The organism is Streptomyces fuscichromogenes (genome assembly GCF_014645815.1).
GTDB lineage: Bacteria > Actinomycetota > Actinomycetes > Streptomycetales > Streptomycetaceae > Streptomyces > Streptomyces fuscichromogenes.
In genome coordinates this window covers 347,461-363,970 of sequence record NZ_BMML01000006.1, presented here as the reverse complement: position 1 = coordinate 363,970, position 16,510 = coordinate 347,461, and the positions used below count along the sequence as shown (strand labels likewise).

Genomic DNA, 16,510 nt, shown 5'->3' with positions numbered 1-16,510 from the left:
TTACTAAGCGGTAACTTATGCAGTCCGTCTGAGACTACCCGCATCTTTACTCGCACTGTAGCCAGGTGCGGAGTGATCTGGATCGCTGAGGCCTGCCTCTGTCGCGGCCCCACAACCTGATCGTGTTATTCGTACAGAATTGTTACATTCAGGTCTAATTTGGACCTGTGCTCTACGGGATCGCCGCCGCCACCACCGCCTTCCTGCTCGCCGCCGTCCTCGCCGCGCTCATCCGGCCCGGTGCCCTCCGGCTCGGCCTCGTCGACCGCAGGCGGGCCCGCCGGGTGCCCGCGCTCGGCGGCCTCGCCGTGGTCGGTGCCACCTGCCTGGTCGCGTGCGCGGGTGACTGGACCGGGGTCGCCCCGCTCGGTACCGGCGTCGGGGAGCTGGTGGCCGCCGGAGGGGCCGTGGCGCTGCTCGGGCTGGTCGCCGACGTGTGGCGGCTGAAGACGCGGTTCCTGCTGCTCGGTACGGCGGTGGCGGCCGCGTGCGTCGTGCCGTACGACGAGTTCGGGGTCGTCGGCGGGCTGCTCGGGGCGGGCTGGATCGCCTTCGTCGCCGTCGCCTTCAAGGGGCTCGACCACGCGGACGGGCTCGCCGGGACCGTCGGGGTGGTGACCGCCTTCGGGGTCGGGGCCTGTGCCGCCGCCGAGGTGATGGACGGGCTCGCCGTGCTGCTCAGCGTGCTCGCGGCCGCGCTCACCGGGTTCCTGATGCACAACTGGCATCCCGCGCGGATCGCCCTCGGTGCCGGCGGCTCGCTGTTCGCCGGGTTCGTGCTGGCCGCGGCCGCGCTGGTGACCCGGACCGGGCACGATCCGGTGGCGAGCGCGGGCGTGCTGTTCGCGCTCACCGCCGTCGCGAGCGCCGACGTGCTGCTCGTCGTGCTGTCGCGGCTCCTCGCCGGGCGGCCGGTGCTGCGGCGCGGGCCCGACCATCTCGCGCACCGGCTGCGGCGCCTCGGGCTCACCTCGCAGCGGGCGACCGTCGTCCTCGGTGCCGGATCCTTCGCCGGGGTGCTCGTCGGGGTGCTCGTGCACGGCGGCTGGGTGGGCCGCACCGGCGCCACCTGCGTCGCCTGCGTCACCCTCGGCGTCGTCCTGCTGCTCCTTCGGGTCCCGGTGTACGGGCCCAGGAGCCTGGAATCATCGCAGGTCAGCGGGCACTTGCGTGTAAGGAGCGGATAAGACTTGAGTCTCACTCGCTCAGGTCTGTTGACCCAGGGCCAGGCTTGATGCACACTTGAGTCCGTTCCACTCAAGTCAGCTGGAGGAAATCACCATGGCACGTGCGGTCGGCATCGACCTGGGCACGACTAACTCGGTCGTCAGCGTTCTTGAAGGCGGCGAGCCCACCGTCATCACCAACGCCGAGGGTGCCCGGACCACGCCGTCCGTCGTCGCCTTCGCGAAGAACGGCGAGGTTCTGGTCGGCGAGGTCGCCAAGCGCCAGGCGGTCACCAACGTGGACCGGACGATCCGGTCCGTGAAGCGTCACATGGGCACCGACTGGAAGATCCAGCTGGACGGGAAGGACTTCAACCCCCAGCAGATCTCCGCGTTCATCCTGCAGAAGCTGAAGCGGGATGCCGAGGCCTACCTGGGCGAGAAGGTGACCGACGCGGTCATCACCGTCCCGGCCTACTTCAACGACTCCGAGCGTCAGGCGACGAAGGAGGCCGGCGAGATCGCCGGTCTGAACGTCCTGCGCATCGTGAACGAGCCCACCGCCGCCGCGCTGGCGTACGGCCTCGACAAGGACGACCAGACGATCCTCGTCTTCGACCTCGGTGGCGGCACCTTCGACGTGTCCCTCCTGGAGATCGGCGACGGCGTCGTCGAGGTGAAGGCCACCAACGGCGACAACCACCTCGGTGGTGACGACTGGGACCAGCGCGTCGTCGACTACCTGGTCAAGCAGTTCGCGGCCGGCCACGGCGTGGACCTCGGCAAGGACAAGATGGCCCTCCAGCGCCTCCGCGAGGCCGCCGAGAAGGCCAAGATCGAGCTGTCGTCCTCCACGGAGACCTCGATCAACCTGCCCTACATCACCGCCTCCGCCGAGGGTCCCCTGCACCTCGACGAGAAGCTCACCCGCGCCCAGTTCCAGCAGCTGACCGCGGACCTCCTGGAGCGCTGCAAGACGCCGTTCCACAACGTCATCAAGGACGCCGGCATCCAGCTCGGCGAGATCGACCACGTCGTCCTCGTCGGCGGTTCCACCCGGATGCCCGCCGTCGCCGAGCTCGTCAAGGAGCTGACCGGCGGCAAGGACGCCAACAAGGGCGTCAACCCGGACGAGGTCGTCGCCATCGGCGCCGCTCTCCAGGCCGGTGTCCTCAAGGGTGAGGTCAAGGACGTCCTGCTCCTCGACGTGACCCCGCTGTCCCTCGGTATCGAGACCAAGGGCGGCATCATGACCAAGCTCATCGAGCGGAACACGACGATCCCGACCAAGCGGTCCGAGATCTTCACCACCGCCGAGGACAACCAGCCCTCCGTCCAGATCCAGGTCTACCAGGGCGAGCGCGAGATCGCGGCGTACAACAAGAAGCTCGGCATGTTCGAGCTGACCGGTCTGCCGCCGGCCCCGCGCGGTGTCCCGCAGATCGAGGTCGCCTTCGACATCGACGCCAACGGCATCATGCACGTGACCGCGAAGGACCTGGGCACGGGCAAGGAGCAGAAGATGACCGTCACCGGCGGCTCCTCGCTGCCGAAGGACGAGGTCGACCGGATGCGCCAGGAGGCCGAGCAGTACGCGGAGGAGGACCACCGCCGCCGCGAGGCCGCCGAGACCCGCAACCAGGGCGAGCAGCTCGTCTACCAGACCGAGAAGTTCCTCAAGGACAACGAGGACAAGGTCCCGGGCGAGATCAAGACCGAGGTCGAGGAGTCCATCGCCGAGCTGAAGGAGACGCTCAAGGGCGAGGACACCGCCGAGATCCGCACCGCCACCGAGAAGGTCGCGGCCGTCTCCCAGAAGCTGGGCCAGGCCATGTACGCCGACGCCCAGGCCGGGCAGGCCGCCGCCGGCGGTGCCCCCGCCGGTGACGCCGCCGACGACGTGGTGGACGCCGAGATCGTCGACGACGAGCGCAAGGACGGTGCCGCGTGACGGAGGAGACCCCGGGCTTCGAGGAGAAGCCCGACGTCCCCTCCGGCGCCACCCCCGACGACGCCGCGCCGAAGGCCGCTCCCGCACCGGGGGCGGCCCCGGCCGGGGACTCAAGCGCACAGCTGGCCGGCCTGACGGCCCAGCTGGACCAGGTACGCACCGCGCTCGGCGAGCGCACCACGGACCTCCAGCGCCTCCAGGCCGAGTACCAGAACTACCGCCGACGGGTGGAGCGCGACCGGATCACGGTCCGGGAGATCGCCATCGCGAACCTCCTGACCGAACTCCTGCCGGTGCTCGACGACATCGGCCGGGCCCGGGAACACGGCGAACTGGTCGGCGGTTTCAAGTCGGTGGCCGAGTCGCTGGAGACGGTCGCGGCGAAGATGGGCCTGCAGCAGTTCGGCAAGGAGGGCGAGCCCTTCGACCCGACGATCCACGAGGCGCTGATGCACAGCTACGCGCCGGACGTCACCGAGACGACGTGCGTGGCGATTCTGCAGCCCGGGTATCGCATCGGCGAGCGCACCATCCGCCCCGCGCGGGTGGCGGTCGCCGAACCGCAGCCGGGGGCGACCGCGGTGAAGGCCGAGGGGACCGAAGAGGCCCCCGCGGCGGGCGACGAGAAGGACAACGGCCCTGAGGAGGGCTGACGTAATAAGTACCGAGCGGAAGGAGGGGCGTCGGGGATGAGCACCAAGGACTTCATCGAGAAGGACTACTACAAGGTCCTCGGCGTCCCCAAGGACGCCACCGAGGCCGAGATCAAGAAGGCGTACCGGAAACTCGCCCGCGAGTTCCACCCGGACGCCAACAAGGGCAACGCCAAGGCGGAGGAGCGCTTCAAGGAGATCTCCGAGGCGAACGACATCCTCGGCGACCCCAAGAAGCGCAAGGAGTACGACGAGGCACGCGCCCTCTTCGGCAACGGCGGCTTCCGTCCGGGGCCGGGCGCGGGCGGCGGCAACTTCAACTTCGACCTGGGCGACCTCTTCGGAGGCAACGCCCAGGGCGGAGGCGGCGGCTTCGGCGGAGGCGGCGGCGGCTTCAGTGACGTCCTGGGGGGCCTGTTCAACCGGGGCGGCGGCACGGCCGGCCGTACCCAGCCGCGGCGCGGCCAGGACATCGAGTCCGAGGTCACGCTGAGCTTCACGGAGGCCATCGAGGGCGCCACGGTCCCGCTGCGGATGTCCTCGCAGGCCCCCTGCAAGGCCTGTTCGGGCACCGGCGACAAGAACGGCACCCCACGGGTGTGCCCGACCTGCGTCGGCACCGGCCAGGTGGCCCGGGGATCCGGTGGCGGTTTCTCGCTCACCGACCCGTGCCCGGACTGCAAGGGCCGCGGCCTGATCGCGGAGCACCCCTGCCTCGACTGCAAGGGCAGCGGCCGCGCCAAGTCGTCGCGGACCATGCAGGTCCGGATCCCCGCCGGGGTGACGGACGGTCAGCGCATCCGGCTGCGCGGCAAGGGCGCACCGGGCGAGCGCGGCGGCCCGGCGGGCGACCTGTACGTGATGGTCCACGTCGACGTGCACCCGGTGTTCGGCCGCAAGGACGACAACCTCACGGTGACCGTCCCGGTGACCTTCACCGAGGCGACCCTCGGCGGCGAGGTCAGGGTGCCCACCCTGGGCGGCCCGCCGGTCACCCTGAAGCTGCCCCCGGGCACGCCCAACGGCCGCACCATGCGCGCCCGCGGCAAGGGGGCGGTCCGCAAGGACGGCACCCGCGGCGACCTTCTGGTCACCGTCGAGGTGAGTGTGCCGAAGGACCTGTCGGGGAAGGCTCGTGACGCGCTGGAGGCGTATCGCGAGGCGACCGCGGGCGAGGACCCGCGGGCCGAGCTGTTCGAGGCCGCGAAGGGAGCATGACAGAGATGGACGGCCGTCGACGCGGTGACACTTTTCGTGGGCCGTATGAACTGACCGAGGAGACCCCGGTCTACGTCATCTCGGTGGCGGCCCAGCTCTCCGGCCTGCACCCGCAGACGCTGCGCCAGTACGACCGCCTCGGCCTGGTCTCCCCGGACCGCACGGCCGGGCGGGGCCGCCGCTACTCGGCCCGCGACATCGAACTGCTCCGCCAGGTGCAGGCGCTGTCGCAGGACGAGGGCATCAACCTGGCCGGCATCAAGCGCATCATCGAACTGGAGAACCAGGTGATGGCGCTCCAGCAGCGGGTCGCCGAACTCCAGTCGGCGGTGGACGGCGCGGCGGCCGCGATGCAGCAGCGCGAGGCCGCCGTGCACGCCTCCTACCGCCGCGACCTGGTCCCGTACCAGGAGGTCCAGCAGACCAGCGCACTGGTCGTGTGGCGGCCGAAGAAGGCGAAGGACTAGGCGCGGACCGGCACGGTCGATGCGCAGGGGCCCGGAGGTTCACCGACCTCCGGGCCCCCGCGTGTGTCACCGGCCGACGAAGAACTCCAGCGACGAGCCCTGCCCGCTCTGCCGTCCGTAGGCGTCCACGGCGTACACGGTGGCCGTGCAGGGGCCGTTGTAGGGCGGCTTCCAGGAGATGTCGCCGGTGGCGGACAGGTTGACGCCGCTGCCCCCGCAGGCTCCCTCGATCTCCCAGGAGTACCCCTGGAGCAGCCGGTTCTCGTCACCCGCGCCGGGTGCCGCCGTCAGCACGACGGGGGACCGGGCCGGAATCCCGGTGCTGACCAGGGTCAGCCTGGGGGCGGCCGGCCCGGTCGCGGTGGCCGGGGTGAGCCGTTCGACGGCCGGCTCCGCCGAGGGAGCCGACTCGGCCCCGTCGCCGTCCACGGCGGTGACGTAGTAGTACGACTTCCCCCGCGGGGCCGAGGTGTCCGCGAACGACGCGGTGGCGGTGGTCCCCAGCGGCGTCCAGCCGCCGTTGTGGACGGTCCGCCGGTAGACGCGGTAGCCGGTGACGGCCGGGTCCCCGGACGGGGTCCAGTCCAGCCGGGTGGCGGCGTCGGCGGGCGTGCCCGTCAGCCCGGCCGGGGCGGCCACGGCGGACGCGGCCGGACGGGCCGCCGTCACCGGCGCCGAGACCGGGGAGATGTTCCCGGCGGTGTCCACGGCCTGCACGGTGTACGTGTAGGCCGTGCCGACCTCCGCGGTGGCGTCGGTGTGGTCCGCGGAGAGCAGGAACTCGGGCCCGTCCGGGTCGGGCTCGCCGCCCCGCGAGGCCCACAGCTCGTAGTGGTCCAGGTCCTTCGCCGAAGAGGCCTGCCAGCTCACCACGTTGCCCGCGGTGCTCGCGCGCACGGCCACCCCGCTCACCCGCTCCGGAGCGGTGCGGTCGGCGGTGGTGACGCCCTGGTCGGCCGAGCCCGCCGAGACGTTGCCCGCCCTGTCGTAGGCGCGGACCTCGTAGTAGTAGGTCCTTCCGTCCGCGGGCAGCGAGCTGTCGGTGTACGACGTGGAGCCGGTCGTCGCCAGCGGCGTGGCGCCGAACGAGGAGCCCTGCGGGCGGCGGTAGACGCGGTAGCCGGCGAGGTCCATCTCCTTGTTCTTCGACCAGGTCGTCCGGGCCCTGCCGGTGGCGGAGTCGTAGGAGACCGCCGCTCCGCCCGGGGCGAGGGGCGCGACCTTGTCGGCGCTCGCGGAAGTGCGGGGCGCGTAGCCGAACTTCACCTTGGCGGCGCCGGTCCAGTTGACGTGGTCGATCCGCAGGGTGTGCCTGCCCTTGGGGACGGTCACGTCGACGGTCCTGCTCACCGCCTTGCTGGTGTCCTTCCACAGGTCGACCTTGCGGACGCCGTCGAGGTACACCCGGATCCCGTCGAGGCCGGCGGCGGTGAGGGTGAACGGCCCGCCGGAGCCGAAGTCGCGGGTCACGGTCCAGCGGACGCCGAAGCCGTCCTTCGGGAGCCCCGACGCGGGCGCGCCGCTCCAGCTCTGGTCGATCGCGCTGTCGCAGTCGGTCTTCCTCGGGGTGCCCTTGAACGTGGTGTTCGCGAACAACTGGCGCTGGTAGACCGGGGCGGTGCAGGTGGTCGCCGCCGAGGCGGTCGCGGTGGCGCCGCCGAGCAGGGTGCCGACGGTGGCGAGTCCGACGGCGGTGGCCGCGGCGGTTCTGGCTGGCTTCATTCGATCCTCTGGTCGTATCCGTACGGCGGGGCCGGCCGCCGACGATCACGACTCGCGAGGAAACGACTTGGTTGTACTGATCTTTGCCTGCGCATGAACTCCCGTTGGATGGAGGGTCCGTAAAGAGTGTTTGGAGATGGTTCCGCTCCGCCTTCACAGGTGCAGCGGAGCGTGGTGTTGCGCACTCGTTAAGTAGTTCCGCTTGACGCCGGGTGTGGCGTGCGCGTTGGCTTTTCAGACATCTGGGTCGCGAAGCGCCCACGTCCGGAACGCACCTGAAGTGAGCCCCCGTATGCGTCGTATAGCCCTGTTTGTGGCCGCGTCCACGATGACCCTTTCGCTTGCCGGCTGCGGCGTGCTCAACGCGACAGGGTCATCGACGTCCGCGACCCCGACGAAGGGCAACGACATCACGGTGGGTGTGCTGATGCCGGACAAGATCAACACCCGCTACACCAACTTCGACTACCCGATCATGAAGTCGAAGATCGCCGAGCTGACCAACAAGCAGGGCCAGGTCGACTACCAGAACGCCGCGTCGTCCGCCGCCACGCAGGCGAAGCAGATGCAGAAGATGATCGACGACAAGGTCGACGTGATCATCCTGGACTCGGTCGACGCGCACGCCATCGCCGGCACGGTGAAGAAGGCCAAGGCCGCGGGCATCCCGGTCATCGCCTACGACCGCCTCGCCGAGGGCCCCATCGACGCCTACGTCTCCTTCGACAACGAGCTCGTCGGCGAGGTCCAGGCCCGTACCCTCCTGGAGGGCCTCGGCAGCAACGTCGACACCTCCGACAAGGTCATCATGATCAACGGCTCGCCGACCGACCCCAACGCCAAGCAGTTCAAGACGGGCGCCATGTCGGAGCTGGGCGGCAAGGTGACGACCGCGGGCCTCTCGTACGACACCAAGGACTGGGACCCGGTCATCGCCCAGCAGGAGGTCACCAAGGCGGTCAACTCGATCGGCAAGGACAACGTCGCGGCCGTCTACTCCGCGAACGACGCCATGGCGGCCGGTGTCGTCAAGGCCCTCAAGGCGGCCGGCGTCACCACCATGCCGCCGATCACCGGCCAGGACGCGGACCTCGACGCCATCCAGCGGATCCTCACCGGCGAGCAGTACATGACGGTCTACAAGCCCTACCCGGACGAGGCCGAGGCCGCCGCCGAGATGGCCGTGTACAAGGTGCAGGGCAAGGACATCCAGTTCGACGCGCTCACCCAGGACACCGTCGACAGCCCGACCAAAAAGGACATCCCGTCCCAGCTGGTCCAGGTCAACGCCGTCACCAAGAGCAAGATCAAGGACACCGTCGTCGCCGACGGCATCTACAAGATCTCGCAGATCTGCACAGCCGCGTACAAGACCGCTTGCGCGGAGGCGGGCCTCAAGTAGGCGCCGGCGGGCGGCAGCCGGGGGGTGGGGACGCTCACCGGCGCTTGCCGGGTGCCGCCGCGCCCACCCTCCCCCACTCTCGGCTTCGCTCGAGCGGGGGGACCCCCATCGCCCTGCGGCACGCCTGCCCGCGGCTGGGGAGACGCGGCGGCTGCAGCGCCCCGTCAGGGGCGCGGGGAACTGCGCGACCAGCCCCCACGGCCCCGCAGACGACTACGCGACCCTCGTGAACTCCACGGTGACCTCCGGCGCCCCTCCCGGCACCCCCCGGTAGATCCCCTTGTGCGGCGTGACGTCGTCGTAGTCGCGTCCCCGGCCCACCACCACGTGGTCCTCCCCGGCCCGCACCCCGTTCGTCGGGTCGTAGCCGCACCAGTCGCCGGCCCAGTACTCGATCCACGCATGGCTCTGCCCGGCCACCGGCCGGTCCAGCTCGGCCTCCCGCTCCGGGTGCAGGTACCCGGAGACGTACCGGGCCGGCAGCCCCAGCCCCCGCAGCAGGGCGATGGTGAGATGGGTGATGTCCTGGCAGACCCCCGCCCGCTGCTCCCACGCCTCCGCGGGCGAGGTGTTCACACCGGTCGCCCCCGGCAGGTAGGCCACCCGGTCGGCCACCATCCCGGAGACGGCCACCGCGGCCTCGTGCGGTCCCAGCCCCGCCGCGGCGCCCCGTGCCCTCTTCACCAGCTTCTTCGGCACGGACGTACGGGAGGTCGCGCCGGAGAACTCCAGCAGCCTTGACCCGGCCGCCCGTTCGGCCAGCTCCGCCCACCCCGGCGCGGCCGGCAGCGGCCCCGGCGCCGAGGTCTCCACCAGACTGGACGCGGTGATCGTCAGATCCTCGTGCGGGTCGATCAGGTCGAACCCGGTGACCTGGGTGCCCCAGTAGTCCCAGTACGACCAGACGGCGGTCGCCGGCTGCACGGTGACCCGCGCGTCCAGCGTGGTCTGCCCCGGCAGGGTCAGCGGGGTCATCCGCACCTCGTTGTGCGAGGAGCTGGCGGGCTGGGCGTAGGGGACCCGGGTGGTGTGCCGGATACGGAGGCGACGAGCCATCTCAGGCTCCTTCCTGGGCCCACTCGACGGGCCCCTGGTACGGGAAGAACCGCTCGGCCACCGCGTCGGCGGACGCCATGCAGGCCTGCTGGAGGTCGCGCAGCAGGACCGGCAGCTGTTCCTCCAGGGAGGCGGTGTCCAGGTATTCGAGGCGGGTGCGGGCCCGGCCGACGGGGGAGCGGGCCGGGTCCTGGCGGGGCCGGCCGAGCGCCGCCAGGCACTCCTCGGCCGTGGTCAGCGCGTGCAGCGCCGACCGCGGGAAGTCCCGGTCCAGGAGCAGGTATTCGGCCACTCTCGGGGTGTCGCCGAACCCGCTGTGCACCCGTGCGTACGCCTCGTCGGCGCCGCTCGCGCTGAGCAGCGTCGGCCAGTCCGGCGCGTGCGCCGCGTCCAGCACGCGCACCGAGAGCAGCCGTACGGTCATGTCCACCCGCTCCAGGCTCCGCCCGAGGACCATGAACCGCCAGCTGTCGTCCCGGCTCATGGTGGAGTCGGCGAGGCCGAAGAAGAGCGCGGCGCGGCTGCGGACCAGCTCCAGGTAGGCGTAGGGGCCGGTGCGGCGGGCCGCGCGGCGCCGGTCGCCCAGCGCGTGCCAGGTGGAGTTGAGGCACTCCCACATCTCGGAGGAGACGGCCTCACGGGCGCTGCGCGCGTTCAGCCGGGCGGCGCCCAGGGCGCCCTCGATGGAGCACGTGGAGCGGGCGTCGAAGGCCAGCTGGTCCAGGACCTGCTGCATGTCGACCCGGTCCGCACCGGCGTCCACGCCGAGGATCGCGTACAGCGACCGGCAGGCGGCGTCCTCGTCGCGCCAGGGGTCCTCCAGCATCCGGTGCAGGTAGGCGTCGAGGATCCGGCCGGTGGCATCGGCCCGTTCGACGTACCGCCCGGTCCAGGTCAGCGACTCGGCGATACGGGAGAGGATCACGTCGTTCACTGCTGCTGGGCTCCTTCCGGTACGACGGCACGGGTGCCGTCCGGGCCGAGGCGGCGCGGGGCGACGGCGGGGATCGGGCCCGCGTCGACCGGCTCGGGGCGTTCGGCGGGACCCTCGGCGAGTACCCAGGTGTCCTTGGAGCCGCCGCCCTGGCTGGAGTTGACGATCAGGTTGCCCTCCTGGAGGGCAACCCGGGTGAGGCCGCCGGGCAGCACCCAGATGTCGTCGCCGTCGTTCACGGCGAACGGCCGCAGGTCGATGTGGCGCGGCGCCATCCGTTCGCCCGACAGGGTGGGGGAGGTGGAGAGGGCGACCGGGCGCTGCGCGATGAAGCCGCGCGGGTCGGCGGCCACGGCTTTGCGGGTGCGATCCAGAGTGGCCTTGTCGGCCTTCGGGCCGATCACGATGCCCTGTCCGCCGGCCCCGTCGACGGGCTTCACCACCAGTTGGTCCAGCTGGTCGAGGACGGCCTCCAACTGGCCTGGTTCGTCGGGTCGGTAGGACTCCACGTTGGGGAGGACCGGTTCCTCGCCGAGGTAGTAGCGGATCAGGTCCGGGACATAGGTGTAGAGGAGTTTGTCGTCGGCGATGCCATTGCCGACGGCGTTCGCGAGTGTGACGTTCCCCGCGATGGCGGCGCTCAGGATGCCGGGGCAGCCGATCACCGAGTCGGGGCGGAAGTGCAGCGGGTCGAGGAAGTCGTCGTCCAGGCGCCGGTACACGACGTGCACGGGCACCTCGCCGCGGGTCGTGCGCATCCAGACCCGGTTGCTGCGGCACACCAGGTCGTGCCCCTCGACCAGCTGCACGCCCATCAGCCGGGCGAGCAGGGCGTGTTCGAAGTAGGCCGCGTTGCTGGGCCCGGGGGTCAGGACGACCACCCGGGGATCGCCCGCCGCCCCGCCGGGCGCCGCCGCCCGCAGCGCGGCCAGCAGCCGCTGGGCGTACCCGTCGACCGGCAGGACGTGCTGCTCGGCGAAGAGCGAGGGGAAGATCCGGGTCATCGCCCTGCGGTTCTCGATGACGTACGACACCCCGCTCGGCACCCGGACGTTGTCCTCCAGGACCCGGAAGGCGCCGGCCTCGTCCCGGACCAGGTCGATTCCGGCCACATGGATGCGTACCCCGCCGGGCGGTTCCACCGCGTGCGCCGCCCGGTGGAAGTGCGGCGAGCCAAGGAGCAGCCGCCACGGGACCACCTCGTCCTCGAAGGCCCGCGCGTGTCCGTAGGCGTCGGCCAGATAGGCCTCCAGGGCCCGGACCCGCTGGGCCACGCCTCTTCGTACGAGATCCCATTCCAGGGCGTCGAGGATCCTCGGCACCAGGTCCAGCGGCCAGGGCCGTTCCTCGCCCGCGAAGGCGTAGGTCACCCCCCGGTCGGTGAAGGCCCGCGCCATCTGGTCGGCCCGGAAGCGCAGTTCACTCGGTTCGATCGGCTGGAGCGCAGCCAGTACCGGCTCGTAGGCGGTCCTGACCTCACCCGGCCGCACAAACATCTCGTCCCACGCGTCGGCCAACGCGTATGCGTCAAATATGTCCGCCATGAGGGGACGTTAGAGCGGGCACGTAACACGGCGATCACTGGCGGATTTCGGGGATTCGCCGAGACCGCCGCGTCACGCGCCCGCGAGCGACCCTCCCTTGCAACGCACCTCCCCCGTAGGTGCGTTGCAAGGGGCCCCGACCCAAACGGGGGAGGATGGTCCGGGGCCCCGCCGGGTGTACGGCAACACCCGTGGGAAGCGGGTCCCACGATGCCCCGCGGGCCCTGTGGCCACCACCGTCATCTTGTTGCAACGCGGCCTGCGGAGGCGGTGTGAAATCCGGTCGTACCCGGGTATTACGACGCCCCGCACGAGGGGAGCCGTGTTGCGGACCCGGTCCGGACCGCTCATAGTTGCGCTGCGGAAGAGGCAGCAAACCGGGGGTGGAATGGGCGATGGCCGGGCACGGGACGGAGGAGCATCCACACGGTGCCGACCGGCTGTGCACCGTCGGGGACCGCGTGTACTCCCGGGCCGTGCGCCGGGGCCGGGTGCCACGCACGGACGCCGACGCGGTGCCCTGCCTGCTGGAACTGGCGCTGCTGCACCCCGACCCCGATGACATGGACTGGCTGGTGCCGACCGCCCCGCAGGAGGTCATGACCCGGCTGCTGCGCGGGGTGTACGACGAGGTGGCGGACAGCCAGCGCCGGATGGGGTCGGCGGTCGAGGCGTTCGAGTGGTACGCCGGTCTGGGACGGCAGCTGCAGGCCGTGTCGGCGTCCGCGGAGGGCACGGTGGCCATCCGGGTGCTCGACGGGCTGTCCCGGATCCAGGCGGCCATGGACGAGGCGACGGAGGCGTGCACGCAGGAGGTGCTGACCGTGCAGCCGGGCGGTATCCGGCGCGAGTCGGAGCTGACCGAGGGGCTGCACCGGGCGGTCGCCCTGCGCGGCCGGGGCGTGCGCATGCGCGACCTGTACACGCATGTCGCCCGGCACGGTCAGGGCCTGCTCAACTACCTGGAGCTGATGGGCGACGCGGTCGAGGCCCGCACTCTCGACGAGGTCATCGACCGCCTCATCCTCTTCGACCGCACGGTGGCCTTCATCCCCGCGAACACGGACCGCACGATGGCCCTGGAGCTGCGCCACCCCGCCCTGGTCGAGTACTTCGTCACGGTCTTCGAACGCCTGTGGCGGCTGGCGATCCCGCTCACCGCGCCGCTCCCCGACACCGGCATCGAGGGCATCTCGCACCGGGAGCAGTCCATCGCCGCGCTCCTCGCGGAGGGTCACCAGGACGCGGTGATCGCCGAGCGCCTCGGCATCAGCGTCCGCACCTGCCGGGCCCACATCGCCCGTCTCTCGGAGACGCTGGGCGCGGCCAGCCGTACCCAACTGGGCGTGCGCATAGCGCAGGTGGGCCTGGACCGGCCGCCGGGCGGTACGAGCGCGGCCCCGGCCGCGGTCAGCCTTCCCGATCGAGAATCCCCGAGCGTCCGATGAGGTAGCCGAGCTGGGCGCGGCTGTCGCTGCCGAGGGTGGTGGCGAGTTTGGCGATGTGGACGCGGGCGGTGCGGATGTTCATGCCGAGGCGCTCGGCGATCACGGCGTCGGTGTGGCCTTCCACGAGGAGGGCGGCGATGGCCTGCTGGCGGGGGGTGACGCCGTTGACGGTGGGGCGGTGTTCGAGGGTCGGGTAGAGCGGGGTGGCCAGCCGCCACAGGCGGTCGAAGGTGGTGACGAAGTACTTGATCAGTGCCGGGTGCCGGGCCTCCAGGGCCAGGGAGCCGTCGGCGGCGGCCGGCAGGAAGGCGATCGCGTGGTCGATGACGATCAGCCGGTCCGGGGTCTCGTCGAGGCCGCGCACCTCGACGTCGCCGCGCAGCCGCTCGAAGCCGCCGTACACGGCCGGGACATGGCGCAGGGTGTGCTGGTAGAGCGCGCGGATGCGGGCGCCGCGGTCCAGGATCTCCTGGTCGCGGTCGCGGGCGGCCGCGACGGCGGTGCGGGCCCCGGGACCGGTGAGCCCGGTGTGCGACTGGATGCAGAGCACCTCCTGGCCGGCCCCGGCCATGGCGTCGGTGATGGCCTGGTTGATGGGCCTGGTACCGCGGTGCAGGCGCAGCGTGGGGGTGTCGCCGCCGGGGCCCGGGTCACCGGCCCGCAGCAGCGGTTCGAACTGCTCCAGCAGCCGTGCCTCGCGGCGCCGTTCGTCGGCGATCCGGGCGGCCGAGGAGCGCAGCAGCCGGTGCAGGGCCGCCGCGGCCGGCACCGGCTCCAGCCGGTCCAGGTCGTCGAGGGCCGGGTGCAGGAGGCCGAAGTCGGTGAGGCAGGTGGCCTCGGCGGCGTCCTCGGCCGTGATGTGCCCGGCGCGCAGGGCGCGTTCGTACAGCTTCGCGCCGACCGGGCACAGCTCGTCGACACCGTGCTCGCAGCCGGTCACCGCTCGTCGTCCCGGTCCTTGAGGATCCCGGACTGCCCGATGAGGTAGCCGAGTTGGGCCCGGCTGTCGCTGCCGAGGGTGGTGCCGAGGCGGGCGATGTGGACGCGGGCGGTGCGGATGTTCATGCCGAGGCGCTCGGCGATCACGGCGTCGGTGTGGCCTTCCACGAGGAGGGCGGCGATGGCCTGCTGGCGGGGGGTGACGCCGTTGACGGTGGGGCGGTGTTCGGCCTTGGGGAACATCGGGGTGGCCAGCTGCCACAGCCGCTCGAAGGTGGTGGCGAAGTACTTGATCAGTGCCGGGTGCCGGACTTCGAGAGCCAGGCTGCCGGGGCCGTCGGCGGGCAGGAAGGCGACGGCGTGGTCGAGGACGATGAGCCGGTCCGGTACCTCGTCGAGGCCGCGGGCCACGCTGTCGCCGTGCATCTCCTCGACGTAGACGTACACGTTCGACACATGGCGCAGGGTGTGCTGGTAGAGGGTGCGGAACCGGCCGCCGCGGTCGAGGAACGCCTGGTCGCGTTCGAGGGCGACGGGGTAGGCGACGCTGCCGCGCGGGCCGACCAGACCGGCGTGCGGCTGGATGCACAGGATTTCATGCCGTGCCTCGGCCATGGCGTCGGTGATGGCCTGGTTGATCCGCCGGGTGCCGCTGAGCAGCCGCAGGGCCGGGGAGTCCGACGACGTGCCGGGCCCGCGTTCGACGCGGGTCAGCGGTGCGAAAAGTTCCACCAGCTGTTTCCTGTGCCGCCATTCGTCGGCGATCCGGGCCTGCGGGCCGGACAGGAGCCGGTTCAGGGCGACGACGGGGGCGACGGGCTGCAGCCGGTCCGCGTCGTCCGGCGCCGGGTACAGCAGGCCCAGGTCGGTGAGGCAGGGGGCGCCGGCGGCTTCCGGGGCGGTGATGCGGCCTTTGCGGAGGGCACGCTCGTAGAGCTCCCGGCCCTCCGCGCACAGGTCCTCGGCACCGTGTTCGGGGTGTGGGGCGGAGGTCACGGGGTGGTGCCCTCTTCGGGAAGCGTCTGGTCCAGGATTCCGGACTGGGCGATCAGGAAGCCGAGCTGTGCGCGGCTGCCGCTGCCGAGCACCTGGGCCAGTTTGGCGATGTGCGCCCGGCAGGTGCGGACGTTCATGCCCAGCCGGCGCGCGATGGCCTCGTCCACATGGCCCTCCACCAGCAGCTTCGCGATGGAGTGCTGGATCTCGGTGATGCCGTGGGAGGCGACCTCGTAGTGCCCGCCCGTGCTCAGCGGGACCGAGCGGTTCCACATGAACTCGAAGACCCTGATGAGGTAGCGGACGAGGCCCGGCTGACGCAGTTCCAGCGCGACCTGCTGGTCCTCGCGGATGGGGATGAAGGCGACCGTCTCGTCACAGATGATCAGCCGCTCCACGAGTTCGTCGATGGTGCGGTACTCCGCCTTGCCGTCGGCGAGATGGGCGGCGTACGCCAGCTTCTCCGGGCTGTAGCGGGCGGTGTGCTGGTACAGGGTCCGGATCCGGACACCCCGTTCGTTCAGCGGCCTGTCCCGCTCCAGGGCCCGCTGCATGCTCTGTTCGGAGAGGCGGTCGCTCGGCTGGATCGTGAGCACCTCGGTCCGGCACTGCTCGGTGGCGAGATTGAGCGCGGTGTTGATCCGCTCGCTGCCCTCCAGGACGGTGACCGAGTCGCTGTTCGTCATGGCGTGGGAGCCGAGCGCCATGAAAGGCTCGAAGGCGGTGGCGAGTTGGGTGGACAGTCGGCGGCGCTCGGTGATCTCGCGCTCGATCGGGCCGAGCCGGTGGGTCAGGGCGAGTGCCGGGGGAACCGGCAGCAGCCAGCTCGGATCGGCCGGATCCGGCTGCAGCAGAGCGAACTCCATCAGGCAGGGCGCGTCCTCGACGGCCGAGCGGGCGACGCGTCCCGCACGCAGCGCGGCGGCATACAGACGGCTGCCTTCCTCGCACAGATCCGCCATCGCGTGGGGATGTGTCGCTTTCGCCCTATTCGCCACTGAATCTCCACCCCCC

Annotated in this window: 14 protein-coding genes; 7 read left to right on the top strand and 7 right to left on the bottom strand. The window is 71.3% G+C overall.

The genetic code is table 11. The features are described 5' to 3' along the window. Positions 1-167 precede the first annotated feature (167 nt). The 5 genes from IEZ11_RS15775 to IEZ11_RS15755 all read left to right on the top strand — a co-directional run bounded on the left by IEZ11_RS15775 (position 168) and on the right by IEZ11_RS15755 (position 5,455). Positions 168-1,187: an MraY family glycosyltransferase gene (locus IEZ11_RS15775; protein ID WP_189263351.1), complete on the top strand. Its 1,020-nt coding sequence runs from the start codon at positions 168-170 to the stop codon at positions 1,185-1,187. A gap of 94 nt (positions 1,188-1,281) precedes the next feature. Then, a complete protein-coding gene (dnaK, locus tag IEZ11_RS15770; protein ID WP_189263350.1) occupies positions 1,282-3,117 on the top strand; it encodes a molecular chaperone DnaK in 1,836 nt (611 codons plus the stop codon). Beyond that, positions 3,114-3,770, top strand: a complete 657-nt coding sequence (grpE, locus tag IEZ11_RS15765; RefSeq protein ID WP_189263349.1) for a nucleotide exchange factor GrpE — start codon at positions 3,114-3,116, stop codon at positions 3,768-3,770. Before dnaK ends, grpE begins: the two co-directional genes overlap by 4 nt. 36 nt (positions 3,771-3,806) lie before the next feature. After that, positions 3,807-4,988, top strand: coding sequence for a molecular chaperone DnaJ (gene dnaJ, locus IEZ11_RS15760; RefSeq protein ID WP_189263348.1), 1,182 nt, complete (start codon positions 3,807-3,809; stop codon positions 4,986-4,988). A gap of 5 nt (positions 4,989-4,993) precedes the next feature. Then, complete coding sequence (locus tag IEZ11_RS15755; RefSeq protein ID WP_189263484.1) at positions 4,994-5,455, top strand: heat shock protein transcriptional repressor HspR; 462 nt, start codon at positions 4,994-4,996, stop codon at positions 5,453-5,455. Between the two features lie 66 nt (positions 5,456-5,521). Here IEZ11_RS15755 and IEZ11_RS50800 read toward each other — a convergent pair whose 3' ends face one another. After that, entirely contained in the window at positions 5,522-7,177 is a 1,656-nt protein-coding gene (locus tag IEZ11_RS50800; protein ID WP_229713039.1) for a PA14 domain-containing protein, read from the bottom strand. A gap of 292 nt (positions 7,178-7,469) precedes the next feature. Here IEZ11_RS50800 and IEZ11_RS15745 point away from each other — a divergent pair, with 292 nt between their 5' ends. Next, entirely contained in the window at positions 7,470-8,579 is a 1,110-nt protein-coding gene (locus IEZ11_RS15745) for a sugar ABC transporter substrate-binding protein (protein ID WP_189263347.1), read from the top strand. 213 nt (positions 8,580-8,792) lie between these two features. Here the strand turns inward: IEZ11_RS15745 and IEZ11_RS15740 are convergent, their stop codons facing one another. The 3 genes from IEZ11_RS15740 to IEZ11_RS15730 are packed head-to-tail and all read right to left on the bottom strand — an operon-like array spanning position 8,793 to position 12,113. Further along, positions 8,793-9,635 carry a transglutaminase family protein gene (locus tag IEZ11_RS15740; RefSeq protein ID WP_189263346.1) on the bottom strand — a complete coding sequence of 281 codons (843 nt, stop codon included), beginning with the start codon at positions 9,633-9,635 and terminating at the stop codon, positions 8,793-8,795. Between the two features lies 1 nt (position 9,636). Continuing rightward, positions 9,637-10,569, bottom strand: a complete 933-nt coding sequence (locus IEZ11_RS15735) for an alpha-E domain-containing protein (RefSeq protein ID WP_189263345.1) — start codon at positions 10,567-10,569, stop codon at positions 9,637-9,639. Next, positions 10,566-12,113: a circularly permuted type 2 ATP-grasp protein gene (locus tag IEZ11_RS15730; protein WP_189263344.1), complete on the bottom strand. Its 1,548-nt coding sequence runs from the start codon at positions 12,111-12,113 to the stop codon at positions 10,566-10,568. Before IEZ11_RS15730 ends, IEZ11_RS15735 begins: the two co-directional genes overlap by 4 nt. A 395-nt stretch (positions 12,114-12,508) precedes the next feature. Between IEZ11_RS15730 and IEZ11_RS15725 the strand changes: the two genes are divergently transcribed. After that, complete coding sequence (locus IEZ11_RS15725) at positions 12,509-13,561, top strand: helix-turn-helix transcriptional regulator (RefSeq protein ID WP_189263343.1); 1,053 nt, start codon at positions 12,509-12,511, stop codon at positions 13,559-13,561. Here the strand turns inward: IEZ11_RS15725 and IEZ11_RS15720 are convergent. Genes IEZ11_RS15720 through IEZ11_RS15710 form a run of 3 tightly spaced genes read right to left on the bottom strand, consistent with a single transcriptional unit; the run spans position 13,524 to position 16,458 of the window. Further along, positions 13,524-14,501 carry a helix-turn-helix domain-containing protein gene (locus IEZ11_RS15720; protein ID WP_189263342.1) on the bottom strand — a complete coding sequence of 326 codons (978 nt, stop codon included), beginning with the start codon at positions 14,499-14,501 and terminating at the stop codon, positions 13,524-13,526. The genes IEZ11_RS15725 and IEZ11_RS15720 overlap by 38 nt on opposite strands. Then, on the bottom strand, positions 14,498-15,496 hold the full coding sequence (locus tag IEZ11_RS15715) for a helix-turn-helix transcriptional regulator (protein WP_189263341.1): 999 nt from the start codon (positions 15,494-15,496) through the stop codon (positions 14,498-14,500). Before IEZ11_RS15715 ends, IEZ11_RS15720 begins: the two co-directional genes overlap by 4 nt. Then, positions 15,493-16,458, bottom strand: coding sequence for a helix-turn-helix domain-containing protein (locus IEZ11_RS15710; RefSeq protein ID WP_229713038.1), 966 nt, complete (start codon positions 16,456-16,458; stop codon positions 15,493-15,495). The genes IEZ11_RS15715 and IEZ11_RS15710 overlap by 4 nt, the downstream gene beginning before the upstream one ends. Between the last annotated feature and the right edge of the window lie 52 nt (positions 16,459-16,510).

Bases quoted from the DNA above. Each gene is read 5' to 3' on its own strand.
- dnaK (WP_189263350.1), top strand. From the start codon at position 1,282: ATGGCACGTGCGGTCGGCATCGACCTGGGCACGACTAACTCGGTCGTC.
- dnaJ (WP_189263348.1), top strand. From the start codon at position 3,807: ATGAGCACCAAGGACTTCATCGAGAAGGACTACTACAAGGTCCTCGGC.
- IEZ11_RS15755 (WP_189263484.1), top strand. From the start codon at position 4,994: ATGGACGGCCGTCGACGCGGTGACACTTTTCGTGGGCCGTATGAACTG.
- IEZ11_RS50800 (WP_229713039.1), bottom strand. From the start codon at position 7,177: ATGAAGCCAGCCAGAACCGCCGCGGCCACCGCCGTCGGACTCGCCACC.
- IEZ11_RS15745 (WP_189263347.1), top strand. From the start codon at position 7,470: ATGCGTCGTATAGCCCTGTTTGTGGCCGCGTCCACGATGACCCTTTCG.
- IEZ11_RS15740 (WP_189263346.1), bottom strand. From the start codon at position 9,635: ATGGCTCGTCGCCTCCGTATCCGGCACACCACCCGGGTCCCCTACGCC.
- IEZ11_RS15730 (WP_189263344.1), bottom strand. From the start codon at position 12,113: ATGGCGGACATATTTGACGCATACGCGTTGGCCGACGCGTGGGACGAG.
- IEZ11_RS15725 (WP_189263343.1), top strand. From the start codon at position 12,509: ATGGCCGGGCACGGGACGGAGGAGCATCCACACGGTGCCGACCGGCTG.
- IEZ11_RS15710 (WP_229713038.1), bottom strand. From the start codon at position 16,458: ATGGCGGATCTGTGCGAGGAAGGCAGCCGTCTGTATGCCGCCGCGCTG.